The sequence below is a fragment of the Paraburkholderia sp. GAS38 genome (assembly GCF_050434965.1).
Taxonomy (GTDB): domain Bacteria; phylum Pseudomonadota; class Gammaproteobacteria; order Burkholderiales; family Burkholderiaceae; genus Paraburkholderia; species Paraburkholderia phenazinium_A.
Map to the genome: position 1 here is coordinate 351,807 of NZ_JBNDJO010000005.1, position 20,510 is coordinate 372,316.

Sequence of the window (20,510 nt, forward strand, 5' to 3'; positions counted from 1 at the left end):
CCAGCCCGTTCGCATGTTCACGCTTTCCGATTTCGATTTCGACCTGCCGCCCGAGTTGATCGCGCAAACCGCCTTGCCGGAGCGCAGCGCGAGCCGTCTGCTCGAGGTAGACGGCCTCGCTACGCCCGCGCGCCTCACTGACCGCCGCTTCGCGGAACTGCCCGACTGCATTGCGCCGGGCGATCTGCTGGTGTTCAACGATACCAAAGTCCTGAAGGCGCGCTTCCTCGGCCAGAAGGCCAGCGGCGGCAAGATCGAGGTGCTGGTCGAACGGCTGACCGGCGAGCGCACGGCGCTCGCGCAGATCCGCGCCAGCAAGAGCCCCGCGCCCGGCACGACACTGCGCCTCGCCGACGCGTTCGACGTGACGGTCGGCGAGCGCGTCGAGCCGTTCTATACGCTGCACTTCCCCGAAGACTGCCTGACGCTGATCGAGCAGTTCGGCCGCCTGCCGCTGCCGCCCTATATCGAGCACGACCCCGACGCCACCGACGAAACCCGTTACCAGACGGTGTTCGCGCGGAATCCGGGCGCGGTGGCCGCGCCGACCGCGGGCCTGCACTTCGACGACGCGCTGCTCGCCCGTCTCGACGCACGCGGCGTGGAGCGCGCCACACTGACGCTGCACGTGGGCGCGGGCACGTTCCAGCCGGTGCGGGTGGAGAACCTCGCCGAGCACAAGATGCATAGCGAGTGGTATCAGTTGCCGCAAACGCTGGTGGAGCGGATCGCCGCGACGAAGGCGCGCGGCAACCGCGTGATCGCAGTGGGCACGACCTCGATGCGCGCGCTCGAAGCCGCCGCGCGCGACGCCGAAGCCGCCGGCCGGCCGCTCGCCGCGACCGCCGCCGAGACCGATATCTTCATCACGCCGGGGTACAGGTTCCGCGTGGTGGACCGGCTGGTGACGAATTTCCATTTGCCGAAGTCGACGCTGCTGATGCTGGTGTCGGCGTTTGCGGGCATCGAGACGATCCGCGCGGCTTACCGGCATGCGATCGAGGAGCGCTATCGCTTCTTCAGCTACGGCGACGCGATGCTGCTGACGCGCAACGACGGCTGACTTCGCTTGCCGTCCAGGCGGCGCTCAGGGTAGTCTGCCGCACCTTGTTTTTCTTTACCCGCCGCCGCGGCTCGCCCGGCGGCGTTCACGTTATGCGCCGGACTGTTCTCCGGTGGCACAGGAGTCCCCATGACCGACGGTCATACCCACGATACAGGCGCCGCCCGCGCCGCTTGCCCAACCTGCGCCGATCACGGCGGCAACCCCGCGGAACGTCCCGCCAACGGCCTCAAATTCGAGCTGCTCACCACCGACGGCCAGGCGCGCCGCGGCCGTCTGACGCTGAATCACGGCGTGGTCGAAACGCCGATCTTCATGCCGGTCGGCACCTACGGCACGGTGAAGGCCGTCCAGCCGCGCGAGCTCGAAGAAATGCACGCGCAGATCATCCTCGGCAACACGTTCCACCTGTGGCTGCGTCCGGGGCTCGAGACGATCGGCGCGCATGGCGGCTTGCACCGTTTCATGGGCTGGAACAGGCCCATCCTGACCGATTCCGGCGGTTTCCAGGTGTTTTCACTGGGCGATCTGCGCAAGATCACCGAAGATGGCGTCACGTTCGCCTCGCCGATCAACGGCGACAAGCTGTTCCTGTCGCCCGAAGTGTCGATGCAGATCCAGAAGGTGCTGAACTCGGACATCGTCATGCAGTTCGACGAATGCACGCCGTACGCGACCAACAACGTGCCCACCTCCCACCAGGACGCCGCCGACTCGATGCGCATGTCGATGCGCTGGGCCCAGCGCTCCATCGACGAATTCAACGGCCTCGGTAATCCGAACGCGCTGTTCGGCATCGTCCAGGGCGGCATGTTCGAAGACCTGCGCGACGAATCGCTGGCGGGCCTGGCGGCGATGGACTTCCACGGCCTCGCGATCGGCGGCCTGTCGGTCGGCGAGCCGAAGGAAGACATGATGCGCGTGCTCAACCACATCGGCCCCAGGCTGCCGGCCGACAAGCCGCACTACCTGATGGGCGTGGGCACGCCGGAAGACCTGGTGGCCGGCGTGGCGGCCGGCGTCGACATGTTCGACTGCGTCATGCCCACCCGCAACGCCCGCAACGGCTGGCTCTTCACGCGCTTTGGCGACCTCAAGATCCGCAATGCGATCCACAAGAACTCGCTGCGCCCGCTCGACGAAACCTGCGGCTGCTACACCTGCCGGCATTTCACCCGCGGCTACCTGCATCATCTGCATCGGGTCGGCGAAATTCTTGGCGCGCAGCTCAACACGATTCACAATCTGCATTACTACCTCGAACTGATGGGCGAAATCCGCGCATCCATCGAGGCGCACGAGTTCGAAGCGTTCCGCAAACGCTTCCACGAGAACCGGGCCAAAGGGGTCGAGCAGGCCGCCTAAAGGGTTTCTACGACAGTTTCATTTCGCGACGGCCCAAATAAGCTTTAACAGCTTGATCGGAAAGCCCATTTGCCGCGCCGTCGTACCAAATGCCGGTGGTAGAATAATCGGCTGATTTTTTTGATCGTTATAACGGAGAGACCAACGTGTCGTTCATTTCAAACGCCTTCGCTCAAGGCTCAGGCGGTGCAGAATCGAGCCTGATGAGCTTCCTGCCGCTGATCCTGATGTTTGGCGTGCTGTACTTCATCATGATTCGCCCGCAAATGAAGCGCCAGAAGGAACATCGCAACATGCTCTCCGCCATGGCGAAGGGCGACGAGGTGGTGACGAACGGTGGCATCGTCGGCAAGGTGACCAAGGTTAGCGACGCGTATGTGGGCGTCGAAATCGCCGAAGGCACGGAAATCACCGTGCAAAAAGCATCGGTCACGACGATTCTCCCGAAGGGCACGATCAAGTCGCTGTAAGGCCTGCTCTCTCGCGTCCGGCGCGGCCTCGCGGAACTGGAGCCAGAATGCCTGTCATGTCATCCATGCAACCAGGCAGGCTGTGTTCCCCGCGCTCATCGCCGGACGCATCGCTTCCAAGCCAACCTTCCCGTTGGACCACTCCATGAATCGTTACCCCCTCTGGAAATATGTCGTGATGGTCGTGGCGCTTGCCATCGGCCTCATCTACACGCTGCCCAATTTCTTCGGCGAAGCGCCGGCGGTGCAGGTGTTGAGCGGCAAGGCAACGGTCAAGCTCGATTCGACGACGCTGTCGCAAATCGAAGCCGCACTGGCTGCCAATCAGATCACTGCTTCCGACGTGACGTTCGACAACGCGTCGAGCAACGCGAACATTCGCGTGCGTCTGTCGGACACCGACACGCAGTTGCGCGTGAAGGACTTGCTGTCGAAGACGCTGAACAGCGACCCGACCGATCCTGACTTCGTCGTCGCCCTGAACCTGCAAAGCGCGTCGCCGCGCTGGCTGACCGCCCTGCACGCGCTGCCGATGTACCTCGGCCTCGACCTGCGAGGCGGCGTGCACTTCCTGCTGCAGGTGGACATGGCAGGCGCGCTGAACAAGAAGCTCGATTCCGACGCCTCGGACGCGCGCACCTTGCTGCGCGACAACAACATCCGCGACGGCGGCGTGAACCGCGTCAACCAGACGGTGGTGATCAACTTCGCCGACAAGGACACCGCGAACTCGGCGAGCACGCAGCTCTCGCGCAGCATCACGGAACTCCAGTGGGCAACCCAGACGGCGCCTGACGGCAGCTATCAGCTGATCGGTACGTTCACGCCGGCGGTGCAGAAGACCGTCGAAGATGCGGCGCTCAAGCAGAACATCACGACGCTGCATAACCGGGTCAACGAACTCGGCGTGGCCGAACCGGTGATCCAGCAGCAAGGCTCCGACCGCATCGTGGTCGAACTGCCGGGCGTGCAGGACACGGCGAAGGCGAAGGACATCATTGGCCGCACGGCGACGCTCGAAGCGCGCCTCGCCGACCCGGTCAATACGCATCCGAATCCGGGCGATCCGGTGCCGCCGGGCGACGAACTGTTCACCGACGCCAACAAGGTGCCGGTGCTGCTGAGAAAGCAGGTGATCTTTACCGGCGACCGCATCATCGACGCGTCCGCGGGCTTCGACGAACACCAGCGTCCGTCGGTCAACCTCCGCCTCGACTCGGCCGGTGGCCGCGCCGTGGCGAGCGTGTCGCGCGACAACATCGGCAAGCCGATGGCCATGGTGCTGTTCGAAAAGGGCAAGGGCCAGGTGCTGACCGTGGCGACGATCCAGTCCGAACTGGGCGACCGCTTCCAGATCACCGGCCAGCCGACGCCGCAAGCCGCCGCCGACCTCGCGCTGCTGCTGCGCGCCGGTTCGCTGGCCGCGCCGATGGACATCATCGAAGAACGCACCATCGGTCCGAGCCTTGGCGCCGATAACATCAAGAAGGGCTTCCACTCGGTGATCTGGGGCTTTGCCGCCATCGCCGTCTTCATGATGGCGTACTACATGCTGTTCGGTGTGGTCTCGATCATTGGCCTGTCGGTCAACCTGTTGCTGCTGGTCGCCGTGCTGTCCATGTTGCAGGCCACCCTGACCTTGCCGGGTATCGCCGCTATCGCGCTGGCGCTCGGTATGGCCATTGACGCGAACGTGCTGATCAACGAGCGCGTGCGTGAAGAGCTGCGTCACGGTGCGCCGGCGCAACTGGCCATCCAGAACGGTTACGCGCATGCATGGGCAACCATTCTCGACTCGAACGTGACCACGCTGATCGCCGGTCTGGCGCTGCTCGCGTTCGGTTCGGGTCCGGTCCGCGGTTTCGCGATCGTGCACTGTATCGGCATCCTGACGTCGATGTTCTCCGCGGTGTTCTTCTCGCGCGGTCTCGTGAACCTCTGGTACGGCGGCAAGAAGAAGCTGAAGTCGCTGGCGATTGGTCAGGTCTGGCGTCCGGCAGCGGTTGAAGGTGCAGGCGCTGCCGCGTATCTGGGCAGCGAAGACGCCGCCACCGACACGGCACGGGCCACGAGCGCCGCCTCTGCCAAGCCGAAGGCCACGGCCCAGGCGCGCGCCGCCGGCAAGCCGACGGTGCGCCGTCGCAACAGCCCCGGCAACACGCCGCAGAAACCGGGTTCATCCCGCTGAGCCCCGGAGAACAAGACCATGGAATTTTTCCGCATTCGCAAAGATTTGCCGCTCATGCAGCGCGCGTTGGTGTTCAACGCAATCTCGCTGCTGACGTTTATCGCTGCCGTGTTTTTCCTGCTGCATCGCGGGCTGCACCTGTCGGTGGAATTCACCGGCGGCACGGTCATCGAAGTCCAGTATCCGACTACCGTGCCGCTCGAACCGGTGCGCGGCACGCTCGCCAAGCTCGGCTACCCGGACGCCCAGGTGCAGAACTTCGGCACCTCGCGTGACGTGCTGATTCGCCTTCCGGTCAAGACCGGCCTGACCTCCGCTCAACAGAGCGATCAGGTGATGGGCGCGCTGAAGGGTGAAGACGCGCAGGTGCAGTTGCAGCGCGTCGAGTTCGTTGGCCCGCAGGTCGGCAAGGAGCTCGTCACCAACGGCCTGCTCGCGCTCGCCTGCGTGGTGGCCGGCATCGTGATCTACCTGTCGTTCCGCTTCGAATGGAAGTACGCCGTGGCCGGCGTAATCGCCAACCTGCACGACGTGGTGATCATTCTTGGCTTCTTCGCCTTCTTCCAGTGGGAGTTCTCGCTGTCGGTGCTGGCCGCCGTGCTTGCGGTGCTCGGCTACTCGGTGAACGAATCCGTGGTTATTTTCGACCGGATTCGCGAAACCTTCCGCCGCGAACGCAAGATGACGGTCATCGAAGTCATCAACCACGCGATCACCAGCACGATGTCGCGGACCATCATCACCCACGGCTGTACGCAGATGATGGTGCTGTCGATGTTCCTGTTCGGCGGTCCGACGCTGCACTACTTCGCATTGGCGCTGACGGTCGGTATTCTGTTCGGTATCTATTCGTCGGTGTTCGTTGCCGCTGCGCTCGCGATGTGGCTCGGCGTGAAGCGCGAAGACCTGCTGAAGGACAAGAAGGAACGCCACGATCCGAGCGACCCGAACGCAGGCGCGCAAGTCTGAGGTTCGAGGCTGTCGCGGGTCGTCGCAAGAAGCACAAAGGCCGGTTCAGTCGAACCGGCCTTTTTCGTTTACCCGCGTGCCGCGCAAACCTGCCGTGAAAAGCCCGCTCAGCTAAAACCCAGCTTCCGCCGCGCCGCGATCAACGCGATCAGGCTCAGCACCGCCGCGAACATCATGTAGAAACTCGGCGCCACCTTCGAGCCCGTGGCGCCGATCAACCACGTGATGATGAACGGACCAAAGCCGCCGAAGATCGTCACCGCGATGTTGTACGACAGGGACATGCCCGTCGTGCGCGTCTGCACCGGGAAAATCTCCGACAGCAAGCCCGGCAACGCGCCGAAATAACCGGTCATCAGGAAGCCGAGCACGATCTGCACGACGATCAGCGTGCCGAAGCTCGGATGAGCAACGAGGTAGACGAAGGCCGGATAGATCAGCACGAACAACAGCACCGCCGACGTCAGCATGATCCGGGTGCGGCCATGACGGTCCGAGAGATGACCCACCAGCGGCGCAAACACCATCTGGATCAGACCGGTGAGCGCAATCGCCGCAAACGCGACCGAGGGCGCGAGGCCGAGTTGCTTGATGCCGTAGGTCGGCATGAACAGCACGAGGTAGGTGGAGACCGTGCCCAGCACCACCACGCCCATCGCAATCAAGAGACGCAGCTTCTGGCTCGCAAGCGTATCGCGCAACGGTGTCGTAGTCGTCTCCGCGGCAAGAAATTCGGGCGTCTCGTCGAGACGCGTGCGGATGTACCACGCCACCGGCCCGATCAGCAATCCGAAGAAGAACGGCACGCGCCATCCCCACGCGGCCATCTGCCCGGCCGAGAGCTTGCCCGTCAGCACCACCCCGAAGCCGGCCGCCAGCAACGTCGTCAGCCCCTGGCTTGCCACTTGCCAGCTCGCGAAGAATCCGCGCCGGCCGGGCTCGTGCTCGGCGAGAAAGGCCGTCGCGCTGCCGAACTCGCCGCCCGCGGAAAAGCCCTGCATCAGGCGCGCCGCCACGAGGATCAGCGGCGCCGCGAGGCCAATGGTCTGGTAGGTGGGCAGGATGGCGATGATCAGCGTGCCGCTCATCATCAGCAGGATCGACAGCGTGAGGGCCGCCTTGCGCCCGGCGCGGTCCGCGTAGGCGCCAATCACGATCGCGCCGAGCGGCCGCATGAAGAACGACACGCCGAAGGTCCCGAGCGTCAGCAGCAACGAGACGGTGTCGTTGCCGGTGGGGAAAAACAGCCTGGCGATCACGACCGCGAAAAAACCGTAGACCACCAGATCGAACCATTCCAGCGCATTACCGATCGACGCGGCTACCACCACGCGCCACGAATTCGGGCGGCTCGCCGCCAGGTTTGCAGACGTCGTTGCGTTCATGCGGATCTCCGTTGCGCTTGGAATTGTCGTTGTAGGGCGATCGATCGCGCCCTTGTACGGCCAGACTGGTTGCGCGCACAACCAGTCCGATGCCGGCGTTTCTTACTGCTTGATCCCTTCAGCCTGAATTTCCAGCCTGGTCTCCATGCTGAAACCATACTTGCTGCCGAAGTCCATGCCGTAGTCCGCGCGGTTGAATTCGGCGCTCGCTTCCACGCCGCACACTTCGCGCTTGAGTACCGGATGCTGCATGCACTTGAACGACTCGATCGTCAGGTTCAGCGGCTTGGTGACGCCATGCATGGTCAGGCTGCCGATCACTTCAACGGGCTTGTCGCCGTCGAACTTGATATCCGTGCCTTTGTAGGTGACCGCCGGATACTTCGCGACGTCGAAGAAGGCGTCAGATTGCAGATGCTCGTCGAGCTTGGTGTCGCCGGTCTGGACCGAAGCCGGGTCGACCGTCACATCGACCGTGCCGGTTTTTGCCGCGCGGTCGAGCGTGACCGTGCCCGAACTTTTCGCGAACTTGCCGCGCCACACCGACAGGCCGCCAAGGTGGTCCGCCGCGAAGCTCGGATAGGTGTGGGTGGGGTCGAGCATATACGTATCAGCCGCCACCGCGCTGAACGAGACGGAGGCAGTCAAGGCGACGGCAGCGATCAGCAAAGTCTTTTTCAAGTCATGCTCCTTTCAGGCTTCAGAAACGCACCGCGCTCGGTGCGGGTTCACAGTGCGGCTGCGGCAGACGTCGCCGCATGACGCCTCATTTGCGTGCTGCAACGATATGAAACTTGATGACGACGTCGTCGGCCACCACCGAGGTGTCTTTCCACTCGCCGGTGCCGATATCGAACTGCGAGCGCTTGATGGGCAGCAAGCCGTCGAAGGCCTGCACGGGCCCCTGCTGGGTGACCGTGACCGGCACCGCCACGGTCTGCGACTTGCCCTTGATGGTCAGCTTGCCGGTCACCGTGAAGCGGTTGCCGCCCGCCGGCGCGATCGCGCTCGAGACGAAGGTCGCCTGCGGATACGTCTTCGCGTCGAACCAGTCCTTGCCGCGCACCTGCTCGTTGTAGCTGTCGTCGCCCAGATCGTAACTGCCCACGTCGACGCTGAACTGCGCGCTGCCCTCGGCCGGCTTCGCCGGGTCGAAGGCGACCTGCGCCGTGAACTTGTTGAACTTGCCTTCGACCGGCACGTTCATCTGCTTCGAGGTCGCGGTAATCGTGCTCTTCGAGACATCGACCTGGGCCAGCGCGCTGCCCGCCGCGCTCAGCGAGGCGGCCGCGAACGCCGCCAGCATGTAGCGATAAAACGAAACCTTCATGGGGGTCCTTATTTGATGAAAGGGATCATGCGCGACAGCAGGCCGTCGCGGTCCAGCCATTGATGCTTGAGCGCCGCGGCCACATGCAGCACGAACAGAACCAGCAGCGTGTAGTTGAGCGCGATGTGAATATTCTTCAGCAGCACCTTGAGCACGGGGTCCGGCGCGATCAGGCGCGGCAGCGGCACGAGGCCCAGATACACCACCGGCACGTTGGCGGCGGAGCTATAAAGATAACCTGATACCGGAATCGCAATAATCAGCACGTAGAGCAGCAGATGCGTCAGATGCGCCGCCGTGCGTTGCCACGAGGCCATGCGGCGCGGCAACGGCGGTGCGCCGTGAGTGGCGCGCCAGAGGATGCGCAGCACCGACAGCCCGAACACGGTCACGCCGATCCACTTATGCCAGGAGAAATAGCGCAGCTTGGCGGGCGTAAAGCCGGGGATGTCGGTCATCACCCAACCGAGGGCGAAGCCGCAGATAATCAGCAGCGCGATCAGCCAGTGAAGCGCGATGGCCGTTCGCGTGTAGGAATCGCGAGCGCCGAAGGTAGGTTTGATTGCCATGAAAGGTCAACGCAAGCTGAGAGGTTAGCGGCGCAAGCGAATGACAACCCGGTTGAACGCAGGCCGGTCATCCCGTATGCGAATCGCGTAGGATCGCGGCCGCCGGCATCACCGGCCTGCCGCGACACACGCCAAGGCCGCCATGCTACCCCAAGCCGAAAAAGCCGGCAGGTCTCGTTCCGGGCAGCATGCCGCGCGCTGTCATACGCCGCAACAAAGCAATTGAACAATTGGGGCCCGCAAATGTCCGATCACCTGTCGGAATGCTTAACGAAGCTCTACGCTTGTCTGACGTGTGTCTCGGACCGGCCCAAATACGCATGAGAGGAAGCCTTTGGTACTATTGCTCCAGGCTTTCGCCAGTCCCTACCGTGCAAGCCTGCGTTGCACGCCCCCGCTCACGTCGTTTTGCCCTTCGGCCGTATGGAACATGACAACCTGATCGCGTGCCACGAGTGCGATACCCTTTTCAAGAAGCCGCAACTGCTCGGCAGCCGCTCCGTGGCCCGCTGCCCGCGTTGCGGCGCGACCCTGTACCGGAGCGCGTATCGGCGGCTGGACGGCATCAGCGCCATGACGCTCGCGGCGCTCTTCACCTTTCTGATCGCGCAGGCCTATCCGATTCTCGAGCTCGACGCCAACGGCATTACCTCGCAAACCACGCTGTTCGGCGCGCTCGTCGCGCTCTGGAACGAGGACATGCAGATCGTCGCGGTGATGGTGTTTTGCGCGACCACGCTGTTCCCGCTCACGGAACTGGTCGCGCTGCTCTATGTGCTGATCCCGATCCGCTCGGGCTATGTGCCGGCCGGCTTCAACCAGGTGCTGCGGGCCATCCAGTTCGTGCGGCCGTGGGGCATGATCGAGGTGTTCATGCTCGGCGTGCTGATCACCATCGTGAAGATGGTGAGCCTCGCCCGCGTGATCCCCGAAGCGGCGCTGTTCGCCTTCGGCGCGCTCACCTTGATGTTCGCGGTGGTGGTCATGTTCGACCCGCGCACCTTGTGGGACATCGCCGACGAACTGACCGCGCGGCGCGCCCGGCCCACGCCGCGCACAGCCGCCGACAGCGCGGCCGCCGCGGTCGGCGCAACGCTGACGGGCAGCGCATCCGGCCAGCCCGCCGCGCCCCACCAGGGATGACTGCACGATGAAATACGTCACCGCGTTGCGCGCGGGCCTGGTTTCCTGCCACGCATGCGGCCGCGTCGCCCCGCGCATCCGCTCGATCACCCCGCAGCACTGCGAGCGCTGCGGCGCGGTGCTGCACCGGCGCAACCCGGACAGCCTGATGCGCACCTGGGCGCTACTGCTTGCCGCCGCCTTGCTGTATATTCCCGCGAATCTGCTGCCGGTGATGCATACCTCGTCGCTGCTCGGCTCGGAAGACGACACGATCATGAGCGGCGTCGTCTACTTCTGGACCTCGGGCGACTGGCCGCTCGCCATCATCGTGTTCATTGCCAGCATCATGGTGCCGATGCTCAAGCTGAGCGTGCTCGTGCTGCTCACCGTGACGGCCCAGCGCCGCTCGCGCTGGCGCCCGATGCAGCGCACCAAGCTGTACCGCATGGTCGAACGGATCGGCCGCTGGTCGATGCTCGACATCTTCGTCGTCACGCTGACGGTCGCGCTGGTGCGCTTCAAGTCGATCGCCGTGATCACGGCTGGACCGGGTGCGATTGCGTTCGGCTCGGTGGTGATTCTGACCATGATCGCGTCGATGCAATTCGACCCACGGCTCATCTGGGACACCGTGGAAGGCACGGACGGCAGTGCGAAGAAAAAGGCGAAACGCGTGACAGGCCCGCAAGACGCGCAAGGCAGCACCCAACACTCTCAGGACCTCAAACATGACTAGCCCGCAAGGACCGACGCCCGCTCCCAGCGCGCCGCGCAACGATTCGAACGGACCCACGCTGCCACCCAACCTGCCCGATCCCGAGATCGAACCGCGCAGCCACTGGTTGCCGTCGCTGGTCTGGGTGATCCCGCTGATCGCCGCGTTGATCGGCATCGCGCTCGTCATCAAGTCGGTGACCGAAAAGGGACCGGAGATCAGCATCAGCTTCAGCAATGCCGAAGGCCTCGAACCCGGCAAGACCCAGGTCAAGTACAAGGACGTCAATATCGGCCTCGTGAAGAACGTCACGCTGTCGAAGGATCTTTCGCACGTCCTGATCCAGGTGCAGTTGACCAAGGAAGCCGAAAACTTCGCCGTCAAGGACACGCGCTTCTGGGTGGTGCGTCCGCGCGTCGGCGCGAGCGGCGTCTCGGGCCTCACCACGCTGCTCTCAGGTGCGTATATCGGCGTGGACGCCGGTCATTCGCAGGACAGCCAGAAAGATTTCGTCGGGCTCGAAACGCCGCCGCCGATCACCGGTGACCAGAAGGGCCACCGCTTCACGCTGCATGGCGATTCGCTCGGCTCGATCGATATCGGCTCGCCGATTTTCTACCGGCGCGTGCAGGTCGGCCAGGTGGTGGGCTTCTCGCTCGACAAGGACGGCACCGGCGTCACCATGCAGGTGTTCGTCGCCGCGCCGTACGACCAGTATGTCGGCGTCAACACGCGCTGGTGGCATGCGAGCGGCGTCGATCTGCGGCTCGATTCGAGCGGCTTCAAGCTGAACACGCAGTCGCTCGCCACGGTGCTGGTGGGCGGCCTGTCGTTCCAGTCGCCGCCGGGGCAGGCGGTCGGTACGCAGGCGCCGCAAAACATGACCTTCCGCCTCGGCTCGGATGAAACCGACGCGATGCGCGAGCCGGACGGCGTGCCGTTGCGCGTGGTGATGAATTTCAACCAGTCGCTGCGTGGGCTGTCGGTCGGCGCAACGGTCGATTTCCGCGGCATCGTGTTGGGTCAGGTGACCAACATCGGCATCGACTACGATCCGAAGACCCGCAACTTCACGATGCCGGTGACGATGAACCTCTACCCCGACCGCCTCGGCAAGCGTTTCCGCGAGTCGGCGCCGGAGCCGGGCAGCGTCGCCGGGGAGGACCTGCTGCAACGCCTCGTCAAGAATGGCTTGCGCGGCCAGTTGCGCACGGGCAACCTGATTACGAGCCAGTTGTATGTGGCGCTCGATATCTTCCCGAAGGCCGCGCCCGCCACGGTCGACGTCCACAGCGATCCGCTCGAGCTGCCGACCATCCCGAACACGCTCGACGAGTTGCAACTGCAGGTGGCCGACATCGCGAAGAAACTCGATCAGGTGCCGTTCGACCAGATCGGGACCAACCTGAACAACTCGCTGAAGAACGCCGATCAGCTGTTCACGCGCCTGAACACCGAGGTGGTGCCGCAGGCCCGCGACACGCTGGCGGCCGCCAAGCAGACCTTCGGCTCGGCAGAGGCGACGCTGCAGCAGGACTCGCCGTTGCAATCGGACGTGCACCAGGCGCTGCAGGAACTGACCCGCACGCTGCAGTCCTTGAATGCGCTGTCGGACTATCTGGAACGCCATCCGGAATCGCTGTTGCGCGGAAAACCAGGAGATCAACCATGATGTTTGCCCGGCTCCCCCGTTCGCCGCGCGGGCTTGCCCGCGCCGCCGCGTACCTCGGCGCCTGTGCCGGACTGCTGGCGCTTGCGGCGTGCTCGTCGTCGCCGCCGAGCCGCTTCTACACCCTGGGCGCCGACGCTGCGCCCGTCACTGCGCGCAGCACGGCTGCGCCGGCGCTGCTGATCGAAGTGCCGCCAGTCGACGTGCCGTCGCAGGTCGCGAAAAATCAGCTCGTGGTCCAGACGGGTCCGACCCAGGTGCAGGTCCTCGAACAGGACCGCTGGGCCTCGTTGCCTGGCGACGAGATCCGCCGCGCGTTGTCGTCCGATCTCACGCAGCAGCTGGGCACGATCGACGTCTACGGCACCGCGTATCCGGAAGGCACGCCGGTCTATCGGGTCAGCGTCAACGTGCAACGCTTCGAGTCGTGGCCAGGCTCGCATGCCTTGATCGACGCCGTGTGGAGCGTACGTGCGGTACGCAGCGAGACCGTCATGACCTGCCGCAGCACCGTCAGCACGCCGGTGACGGCGGGCTACGACGCGCTGGTCGACGGCCATCGCCAGATCGTGCAGCAGATCTCCACGCAGATCGCCGCCGGCATCAAGGCCATGGCGGCAGCGGCGCCGCGTGTCGCCACCGCTGCGCCGGCGAAAAACGGCTCCGGTGTGCCGGCGCGGATCGCCCCGGCGACCGTGCCTTGTCCGTTGCCGGTGGGCCCGAGCGCCGCGCTCGACGGTGCCGGCGGTTTGGCCGGCGATTTGGCCGGCACTCTCGTTGGCGGCCTTGCCGGCACGCACACTGGCGCGCAAGGCTGAGCCGCCGGTATGGCGGCGGCGGACGCGCATCGGGCGTCCGCCGCGCTCTGTGCAGCGACGCCTGCGGCACCTCTCGACGTCAATAACCCAGCGTCCGCATTGAGCATCCCATGTTCCGTTCCCTCCAAACCTTCGTCAAGAAATGGCGCGCGTCGCGCAACAGCGGACACCAGCTCGACGCGCTGCTGGCGATCGCCGATCAGCACGCTCAATATGCGGAACGCAGCGAATGGCTGATCGAACTGGCGCACTGGATCCATCGCGGCGGGACGGTGCAGCCCGTCGCGCAGGAGCCGCTCGCCGACGAGGCGCGCCGGCAGCCCGAGCACACGCGGCTGCGCTATCTGCTGCATGTACTGGATCGCAACCCGCTGTGGAAGGCAAACGTGGCGGGCATTCTGCGCGCGCTGCTGCGCGAGAGCGACGGCATTTCGCTGCTGTGCGACGCCGGCATGCCGGTGCACTCGGCGTTTTTCGGCGCGCTGTTCGAGCGCTTCGAAGCGTCGCTGATTCCGCCCGCGCCGAATCGCCGCGACCTGGCGGCGATCTTCACGCTGATGTTCACGGCGGCGGAAGATGCCGACTGGATCGCGGCGCTGCCCACCGATCTGCTCACACGCATCCGCGATCTGTTCACTTACGAGCTGGACGGCGGCAACCCGCGCGAGGGCGTGCCGTTCTCGCTCGATCTGCTCGCCGCCCTGCACAACCTGACTTGCCAGATCAGCTCAACCGGACTGTCGCAAACGGTGCGCAGCCGTCTGGGCGACGCGGACGTACGCGTGGCCATGGAGAAGCAGCCGTTCTACCGCCTCACCCGCGCGATGCTGGCGCTGGAGTCGGCGCATCAGGCGGAGGAAGCCGGCGCGGACCCGGGCAAGCTGCTGCATGAGGTCAACTATCTGCGCGTGCTGCTGGACGAATGCCGCATCGCCACCGACAACGTCTTTAGCCATCTGTACCGCAACGGTGTGAGCGTCGACATCGTGTTTCAGATCGAACGCATGCGCATGCGTATCCAGCGCGCCGAGCATCTGCTGGACGCGTGGATGGCCTCCGACGACCCGCACGCGAGTTCGCGCCTCGTCGCCGAGCTGGTGAAGGCCAACCATGCAAGCCAGAGCGTCGCGCACCTGATGCGCAGCAACTTCTCCTTGCTGGCGCGCAAGGTGGTGGAATACAGCGCGGATACCGGCGAGCATTACATTGCACGCGACCGCGCCGAGTATCTGAAGATGCTGCGCATGGCCGCGGGCGGCGGCCTCGTCACCGTGGTGACGGTGTGCGTGAAGTTCGCCATCACCGGCGCGCATCTGCAGACGATGCTGGAAGGCTTGCTCGCCGGCGTCAACTACGCGGCCAGCTTCCTGCTGATGCACTTCCTGCATTTCTCGCTCGCCACCAAGCAGCCGGCCATGACGGCGCCGACCATCGCCCGAGAGCTCGACGGCGCGGGCACGCCCGAAGGCGTGGACAGTTTCGTGAGCTCGGTGGTCGCGCTGATCCGCACCCAGGCCGCGGCCGTGTTCGGCAACGTGATGCTGGTCTTTCCGGTGTGTCTCGGAGTACAGCTTCTGTGGCACGCGGTGTTTCACGCCAACATCATCTCGCCGGAGAAGGCCCACGCCACGCTGCATTCGTTCTCGCTGATCGGGCCCACGCCGTTTTATGCGGCGCTGACCGGCGTGCTGCTGTGGTCGTCGAGCCTGCTTGCGGGCTGGGCCGACAACTGGTTCGTGCTGCACCGGGTCGCCGATGCGCTCAGCTACAACCGCCGCTTGCGCATGACGCTCGGGCCGGCCGGCGCCGCGCGGCTCGCGAATTTCTGCCGCTCGAATGTGGCAGGGGTGGTGGGCAATATCACGCTGGGTCTGATGCTGGGGCTCGTGCCCGCCATCGTGAGCGCGCTCGCCTTCAGTTTCGAGGTCCGGCACGTCACGCTGAGCGCGGGGTCGATCGGCGTGGCGCTCGGTGTGCTGGGCAGCAGCGCGCTGGACTTGCCGGAGTTCTGGTGGGCTATAGCGGGCGTGTGCAGCATGGCCATCCTGAACGTGGCGGTCAGTTTCGCGCTCGCGTTTCATATGGCCGTACGCTCGCGCGACCTGCGGCGCAACTATGTGCGCTCGTTGCGCGGGGCGATCTGGCGCCGGGTGTTCCAGCAGCCGCTGGATCTGGTGTGGCCGGTGAATGCCCGGCCGGCGCACCCCGACCGCGTACAATAGCGCCTTATTCAACGCCTCCCGGCAACTTCAATGTCCTTCGATTTTTTCATCCCCTGCCCTCGCGGCCTGGAAGCCGCGTTGGCGGCCGAGCTCGCCGAAATCGCCGCGCGCCACCTGAATGGTGCGCCGTTCACCGCGGGCGCGCAGGTCCCAGGCGGAGTGCATTTCCGCGGCGGCTGGGCAGCCGGCATGGCGGCCAATCTGCATTCGCGCATTGCCAGCCGTGTGCTGCTGAAAATCGCCCACCGGCCGTATCGCAGCGAACAGGACATCTACGCACTCGCGCTCGAACAGCGCTGGGAGCAATGGTTCTCCGCGCGTGAAACGCTGCGCGTCGACGTCACGGCCATCAAGTCGCCGCTGCGCAGCCTCGAATTCGCCACGCTGCGCGTCAAGGATGCAATCTGCGACCGTCTGCGCGAAGTGAGCGGCGACCGTCCCAACATCGACACCAGCGCGCCCGATGTGCGCGTCTTTGTCTTCCTCACCGCCACCGATTGCACGCTGTACCTCGACACGTCCGGCGAGCCGCTCTTCAAGCGCGGCTGGCGCCTCGACAAGGGCGCTGCACCGCTGCGCGAGAACCTCGCGGCAGGCATCCTGCGCCTGACCGGCTGGACGGCCGGCACGCCCCTGTACGACCCGATGTGCGGCAGCGGCACGTTCCTCGCGGAAGCCGCGCAAGTAGCGCTGAATATCGCGCCGGGTGCGGAGCGCCGCTTCGGCTTCGAGAAGCTCAAGCAATACGAAGCCAAAACCTGGCAGACGCTGAAGGCGGCTGCTCTGGACGCCAAGCACGCCGCCCGGACGTCGCGCGCCGATCTGCAAATTTTCGGCAGCGACATTTCCGGCGACATGCTGATCAAGGCACGCGCCAACTTCGAGCGCGCGGGTTTGTCTTCGGTCTCGCTCAAACAGGTCGATGCACGCGGCATGGCGCCGCCGTCGTCGGAGCCGGGCATCCTCGTCGCCAATCCGCCGTATGGCGAGCGGATCGAAGTACGTGGCCGCAACGCGCGTGGCGAGCTGCGCGAGACGCGTGAAAACCGCGAGGACGACAGCTTCCGCCGCGCCCAGGAAGAGGCGCCGGACAGCGAATTCTTCAAGTCGCTCGGCGATGCGTTGAAGCAGCGCTTCACCGGCTGGCACGCGTTCATCCTGACGTCGGATCGCAAGCTGCCCGGTCAGTTGCGGCTGCGCGAATCGACCAAGACGCCGCTCTTCAACGGCGCGCTCGAATGCCGGCTGTTCCGCTTCGATCTGATCGCCGGTAGCGTCAGGCAACGCCCGGCAAACGATACGCCGGCGGCTTGATATAACCGGGTCGCACGTGAGTTGATTGAAAGGCTGCGGATGTCATGTCCGCAGCCTTTTTCATTGCGCAGGCCAATCGGGCGATGTGCCGCCGCCCGCATCCGGACAAACGCTTCGCGCCATCTCGCGGCGCGCTAAAACCTTCGGTTCCAGCAACACCTCGCTTCAAAGTCATTTCAGCGGGGGCGAAGGCTACTGACAGAACGCTGTCAGTAGCCCCGCCGCACACTCCTGATCACGCCATCCGGCGCATCGCAAGGGCCAACCGGGGCCAACCCGGGACGACCTGGACAACCCAGGCCACCCCACCGCCCCAAGGAGAGTGTCATGTCAGCAGCCGCCACCCACATCATTTCCTGGTTCGAGATTCCCGCCACCGACTTCGAGCGCGCCGTGCGTTTCTACGAGACCGCGTTCGCCACCACGCTGCGGCGTGAAAACGTCGGCGGCCAGCCGATCGGGATCTTCCCGTACACCGAACCGGCCACCGGCGGCTGCGTCATCCACAGCCCCACGCTCAAGCCTTCCACCGATGGTGTGATGGTCTATCTGAACGCCGGCCCGAGCGTCGATGCTGTGCTGGCCCGCGTCGAGAAAGCCGGCGGCAAGGTGCAAGGGCCTGTCATCGAGCTGCCGCAGGATATCGGCTATATCGGCTTCTTCACCGATACCGAAGGCAATCGCATCGGACTGCATTCGCCGAAGCATGATTGACGGCATCGCACAGCGCTATGATCGCGGGACCGCCCCGCTCCCTTCCATAAGACGCCCACGATGACGCGCCGTGCCGACCGCCTGTTCCAGATCGCCGAGCTGCTGCGCGGCCGGCGTCTGACGACCGCGCAGCAGCTTGCCGACTGGCTGCATATCTCGCCGCGCACCGTCTATCGGGACGTGCGCGATCTGCAGTTGTCGGGGGTGCCGATCGAAGGGGAAGCGGGGATCGGCTACCGTCTGAACCGCTCGGCGAGCCTGCCGCCGCTCACCTTCACCGTCGACGAACTGGCCGCGCTCGCCGCCGGCGCACGCATGCTGGAAACCTGGGGCGGCGCGAGCTTCGCAAAGGGCGCGCGCGGCGCACTGGCGAAGATCGCCTCGACCATGCCCGCCGACAAGCGCGCGACCCTCGACCGTCTGCCGATCTTCGCGCCGTCGTTTCACATCAAGGGCGAGTTCGCGGAGAAAGTCGATGCGCTGCATCTGGCCATCGACGGCAAGCGGGTCGTCAGCTTTGCGTATCGCGACCGCAAAGGCGCGCACACGGAGCGGCGCGTCTGGCCGCTCGGGCTGTTTTATTGGGGGGCGCGCTGGACCATCGGCGCGTGGTGCGAACTGCGCGGCGACTTCCGCAATTTCGACGTCGAAGAGATTCGCGAGTTGCTGGTACTCGAGCCGTTCCCCGATATGGAGGGCAGACGGCTCGCGGATTTTCTCAGGCACGTCGAGGTGAAACAGCGCTGAGGTCAGGACATCTCGGGGCCACGCCCTACGCGCGGCCCCGAAGCCATTCTCACTCGACCGACTTCACCATATCCTCGATCACCTTCTTCGCATCGCCGAAGACCATCATGGTCTTGTCCATGTAGAAGAGATCGTTGTCGAGCCCCGCGTAGCCGGCCGCCATCGAACGCTTGTTGACGATCACCGTGCGCGCCTTGTACGCCTCGATGATCGGCATGCCGGCAATCGGCGACTTCGGATCGTTCTTGGCCGCCGGATTCACCACGTCGTTCGCACCGAGCACCAGCACGACATCGGTCTGGCCGAACTCGTTGTTGATGTCGTCCATCTCGTACACGAGGTCGTACGGCACCTCGGCTTCCGCCAGCAGCACGTTCATGTGGCCCGGCATGCGCCCCGCCACCGGATGGATCGCGTAGCGCACGTCGATGCCCTTCTCGATCAGCTTGTCGGTAAGCTCCTTCAGCGCATGCTGTGCGCGGGCCACGGCGAGACCGTACCCCGGCACGATCACCACGGTCTCGGCATTGCCCAGCATGAACGACGCATCCTCGGCCGAGCCCGACTTGACCGGCCGCTGCTCCTGCGCGCCGCCCGCGGCCGCCGCGCCCGGTTCGGCGCCAAAGCCGCCCAGCAGCACGTTGAAGAACGAGCGGTTCATCGCGTGGCACATGATGTACGACAGAATCGCACCGGACGAGCCCACCAGCGAGCCGGCGATGATCAGCATCGGATTGTTCAGCGAGAAGCCGATACCCGCCGCCGCCCAGCCCGAGTACGAGTTGAGCATCGATACGACCACCGGCATATCCGCGCCGCCGATCGGAATGATGATCAGCACCCCGAGCGCAAACGCGATCAGCGTCATGATGATGAACGGCAGCCACGCTTGCGTGAGAAAGAAGATCACGCCGAAGCCGAGCATGCCGATCGCCAGCATCAGGTTGATCAGATGCTGGCCCGGATACACCACCGGCGCGCCCTGAAACAGGCGGAACTTGTACTTGCCCGAGAGCTTGCCGAACGCGATCACCGAACCGGAGAACGTGATCGCCCCGACGAAGGTGCCGATAAAGAGCTCAATACGATTACCGTAAGGCAAAAACCCCGGGATCGGATTGTCCGGATCGACGAGGCCGAACGCCGACGGCTCCGACACCACCGCATACGCAATGCACACGGCCGCAAGACCGATCAGCGAGTGCATGGCGGCGACCAGTTCCGGCATCTTGGTCATCTCGACGCGCGCGGCGACGAACGCCCCGATCGCCCCGCCGACCACCAGCGCCGCGAACAGGAGCCCAAGGCCAAGCCCGAGATTCGAGCCGAGCCCGGCGGCCTGCTTGAGGATCAGCGCGATGGTGGTGAGGATCGCAATCGCCATCCCGGCCATGCCGAACGTATTGCCGATGCGCGCCGTCTTCGGATTCGAGAGCCCTTTGAGCGCCTGAATGAAGCAGACCGAAGCAACGAGATAAAGCAGCGTGACGACGTTCAGACTCATTGCTTGCCCCCTTCAATGCGCGCCGCACCGGCAGCGGGAAGCTTCTTCGGCTCTTTCTTCTTGAACATCTCCAGCATTCGCCTGGTGACGAGGAAGCCGCCGAACACGTTGACCGCAGCCAGCGCCACCGCCAGCGTGCCGAAGAACTTGCCCGTATCGCCGACCGTCAGGCCGGCGGCCAGCATCGCGCCCACAATGACGATCGCCGAGATCGCGTTGGTCACGGCCATCAGCGGTGTATGCAGCGCCGGCGTGACGTTCCAGACCACGTGGTAGCCGACGTAAATCGCCAGGATGAAGATGATCAGGTTGATGACGGTATGGTTGATGACTTCCATTGCCG

Annotated in this window: 18 protein-coding genes and 1 pseudogene; 13 read left to right on the forward strand and 6 right to left on the reverse strand. The window is 64.8% G+C overall.

Annotated elements, in window-relative coordinates; all coding sequences use genetic code 11:
- Positions 1 to 13: 13 nt before the first annotated feature.
- From queA to secF, 5 genes are all read left to right on the forward strand, one after another.
- Entirely contained in the window at positions 14 to 1,063 is a 1,050-nt protein-coding gene (gene queA / locus P3T42_RS14975; RefSeq protein WP_429306478.1) for a tRNA preQ1(34) S-adenosylmethionine ribosyltransferase-isomerase QueA, read from the forward strand.
- A gap of 129 nt (positions 1,064 to 1,192) precedes the next feature.
- Positions 1,193 to 2,428, forward strand: a complete 1,236-nt coding sequence (gene tgt, locus P3T42_RS14980) for a tRNA guanosine(34) transglycosylase Tgt (RefSeq protein ID WP_429306479.1) — start codon at positions 1,193 to 1,195, stop codon at positions 2,426 to 2,428.
- 146 nt (positions 2,429 to 2,574) lie between these two features.
- Complete coding sequence (gene yajC, locus P3T42_RS14985; protein ID WP_074302395.1) at positions 2,575 to 2,898, forward strand: preprotein translocase subunit YajC; 324 nt, start codon at positions 2,575 to 2,577, stop codon at positions 2,896 to 2,898.
- A gap of 145 nt (positions 2,899 to 3,043) precedes the next feature.
- A complete protein-coding gene (secD, locus tag P3T42_RS14990) occupies positions 3,044 to 5,086 on the forward strand; it encodes a protein translocase subunit SecD (RefSeq protein WP_429306480.1) in 2,043 nt (680 codons plus the stop codon).
- A gap of 18 nt (positions 5,087 to 5,104) precedes the next feature.
- A complete protein-coding gene (gene secF, locus P3T42_RS14995) occupies positions 5,105 to 6,055 on the forward strand; it encodes a protein translocase subunit SecF (protein ID WP_074302396.1) in 951 nt (316 codons plus the stop codon).
- Positions 6,056 to 6,162: 107 nt separating this feature from the next.
- On the opposite strand, the gene P3T42_RS15000 is transcribed toward secF, so the two are convergent.
- From P3T42_RS15000 to P3T42_RS15015, 4 genes are all read right to left on the reverse strand, one after another.
- Positions 6,163 to 7,440: an MFS transporter gene (locus P3T42_RS15000; RefSeq protein ID WP_429306481.1), complete on the reverse strand. Its 1,278-nt coding sequence runs from the start codon at positions 7,438 to 7,440 to the stop codon at positions 6,163 to 6,165.
- A gap of 102 nt (positions 7,441 to 7,542) precedes the next feature.
- Complete coding sequence (locus P3T42_RS15005; RefSeq protein ID WP_074302832.1) at positions 7,543 to 8,109, reverse strand: YceI family protein; 567 nt, start codon at positions 8,107 to 8,109, stop codon at positions 7,543 to 7,545.
- Between the two features lie 97 nt (positions 8,110 to 8,206).
- Positions 8,207 to 8,770, reverse strand: coding sequence for a YceI family protein (locus P3T42_RS15010; RefSeq protein WP_429306482.1), 564 nt, complete (start codon positions 8,768 to 8,770; stop codon positions 8,207 to 8,209).
- A gap of 8 nt (positions 8,771 to 8,778) precedes the next feature.
- Positions 8,779 to 9,339 carry a cytochrome b gene (locus P3T42_RS15015; RefSeq protein WP_074302399.1) on the reverse strand — a complete coding sequence of 187 codons (561 nt, stop codon included), beginning with the start codon at positions 9,337 to 9,339 and terminating at the stop codon, positions 8,779 to 8,781.
- A 423-nt stretch (positions 9,340 to 9,762) separates the two neighbouring features.
- Between P3T42_RS15015 and P3T42_RS15020 the strand changes: the two genes are divergently transcribed.
- The 8 genes and pseudogenes from P3T42_RS15020 to P3T42_RS15055 form a co-directional block, all read left to right on the forward strand.
- Positions 9,763 to 10,482 carry a paraquat-inducible protein A gene (locus tag P3T42_RS15020; protein ID WP_074302400.1) on the forward strand — a complete coding sequence of 240 codons (720 nt, stop codon included), beginning with the start codon at positions 9,763 to 9,765 and terminating at the stop codon, positions 10,480 to 10,482.
- A 7-nt stretch (positions 10,483 to 10,489) separates the two neighbouring features.
- Positions 10,490 to 11,200, forward strand: coding sequence for a paraquat-inducible protein A (locus P3T42_RS15025; RefSeq protein WP_429306483.1), 711 nt, complete (start codon positions 10,490 to 10,492; stop codon positions 11,198 to 11,200).
- Positions 11,193 to 12,851 carry an intermembrane transport protein PqiB gene (locus P3T42_RS15030; protein ID WP_074302402.1) on the forward strand — a complete coding sequence of 553 codons (1,659 nt, stop codon included), beginning with the start codon at positions 11,193 to 11,195 and terminating at the stop codon, positions 12,849 to 12,851. Before P3T42_RS15025 ends, P3T42_RS15030 begins: the two co-directional genes overlap by 8 nt.
- The gene (locus P3T42_RS15035; RefSeq protein WP_429306484.1) at positions 12,848 to 13,666 is read left to right on the forward strand and encodes a PqiC family protein; all 819 of its coding nucleotides are present in this window, start codon (positions 12,848 to 12,850) and stop codon (positions 13,664 to 13,666) included. The genes P3T42_RS15030 and P3T42_RS15035 overlap by 4 nt, the downstream gene beginning before the upstream one ends.
- A gap of 110 nt (positions 13,667 to 13,776) precedes the next feature.
- Positions 13,777 to 15,888, forward strand: coding sequence for a site-specific recombinase (locus P3T42_RS15040; protein WP_429306485.1), 2,112 nt, complete (start codon positions 13,777 to 13,779; stop codon positions 15,886 to 15,888).
- A 30-nt stretch (positions 15,889 to 15,918) separates the two neighbouring features.
- Positions 15,919 to 17,202, forward strand: a complete 1,284-nt coding sequence (locus tag P3T42_RS15045; RefSeq protein WP_074302405.1) for a THUMP domain-containing class I SAM-dependent RNA methyltransferase — start codon at positions 15,919 to 15,921, stop codon at positions 17,200 to 17,202.
- Positions 17,203 to 17,529: 327 nt separating this feature from the next.
- Positions 17,530 to 17,916, forward strand: a complete 387-nt coding sequence (locus P3T42_RS15050; protein WP_074302406.1) for a VOC family protein — start codon at positions 17,530 to 17,532, stop codon at positions 17,914 to 17,916.
- Positions 17,917 to 17,970: 54 nt separating this feature from the next.
- A pseudogene (locus P3T42_RS15055) lies at positions 17,971 to 18,663 on the forward strand (helix-turn-helix transcriptional regulator); the annotation flags it as partial.
- Positions 18,664 to 18,712: 49 nt separating this feature from the next.
- On the opposite strand, the gene P3T42_RS15060 reads toward P3T42_RS15055, so the two are convergent.
- Together P3T42_RS15060 and P3T42_RS15065 are read right to left on the reverse strand one after the other, a co-directional pair.
- A complete protein-coding gene (locus P3T42_RS15060) occupies positions 18,713 to 20,167 on the reverse strand; it encodes an NAD(P)(+) transhydrogenase (Re/Si-specific) subunit beta (RefSeq protein ID WP_074302407.1) in 1,455 nt (484 codons plus the stop codon).
- Positions 20,164 to 20,505 (reverse strand): NAD(P) transhydrogenase subunit alpha, encoded by a 342-nt coding sequence (locus P3T42_RS15065; protein WP_074302408.1) that lies wholly within the window; start codon positions 20,503 to 20,505, stop codon positions 20,164 to 20,166. Before P3T42_RS15065 ends, P3T42_RS15060 begins: the two co-directional genes overlap by 4 nt.
- Positions 20,506 to 20,510: the final 5 nt, after the last annotated feature.

Bases quoted from the DNA above. Each gene is read 5' to 3' on its own strand.
- P3T42_RS15020 (WP_074302400.1), top strand. From the start codon at position 9,763: ATGGAACATGACAACCTGATCGCGTGCCACGAGTGCGATACCCTTTTC.
- P3T42_RS15010 (WP_429306482.1), bottom strand. From the start codon at position 8,770: ATGAAGGTTTCGTTTTATCGCTACATGCTGGCGGCGTTCGCGGCCGCC.
- tgt (WP_429306479.1), top strand. From the start codon at position 1,193: ATGACCGACGGTCATACCCACGATACAGGCGCCGCCCGCGCCGCTTGC.
- queA (WP_429306478.1), top strand. From the start codon at position 14: ATGTTCACGCTTTCCGATTTCGATTTCGACCTGCCGCCCGAGTTGATC.
- P3T42_RS15045 (WP_074302405.1), top strand. From the start codon at position 15,919: ATGTCCTTCGATTTTTTCATCCCCTGCCCTCGCGGCCTGGAAGCCGCG.
- P3T42_RS15040 (WP_429306485.1), top strand. From the start codon at position 13,777: ATGTTCCGTTCCCTCCAAACCTTCGTCAAGAAATGGCGCGCGTCGCGC.
- P3T42_RS15065 (WP_074302408.1), bottom strand. From the start codon at position 20,505: ATGGAAGTCATCAACCATACCGTCATCAACCTGATCATCTTCATCCTG.
- secF (WP_074302396.1), top strand. From the start codon at position 5,105: ATGGAATTTTTCCGCATTCGCAAAGATTTGCCGCTCATGCAGCGCGCG.
- P3T42_RS15050 (WP_074302406.1), top strand. From the start codon at position 17,530: ATGTCAGCAGCCGCCACCCACATCATTTCCTGGTTCGAGATTCCCGCC.
- P3T42_RS15030 (WP_074302402.1), top strand. From the start codon at position 11,193: ATGACTAGCCCGCAAGGACCGACGCCCGCTCCCAGCGCGCCGCGCAAC.
- P3T42_RS15035 (WP_429306484.1), top strand. From the start codon at position 12,848: ATGATGTTTGCCCGGCTCCCCCGTTCGCCGCGCGGGCTTGCCCGCGCC.
- P3T42_RS15060 (WP_074302407.1), bottom strand. From the start codon at position 20,167: ATGAGTCTGAACGTCGTCACGCTGCTTTATCTCGTTGCTTCGGTCTGC.
- secD (WP_429306480.1), top strand. From the start codon at position 3,044: ATGAATCGTTACCCCCTCTGGAAATATGTCGTGATGGTCGTGGCGCTT.
- P3T42_RS15015 (WP_074302399.1), bottom strand. From the start codon at position 9,339: ATGGCAATCAAACCTACCTTCGGCGCTCGCGATTCCTACACGCGAACG.
- P3T42_RS15025 (WP_429306483.1), top strand. From the start codon at position 10,490: ATGAAATACGTCACCGCGTTGCGCGCGGGCCTGGTTTCCTGCCACGCA.
- P3T42_RS15000 (WP_429306481.1), bottom strand. From the start codon at position 7,440: ATGAACGCAACGACGTCTGCAAACCTGGCGGCGAGCCGCCCGAATTCG.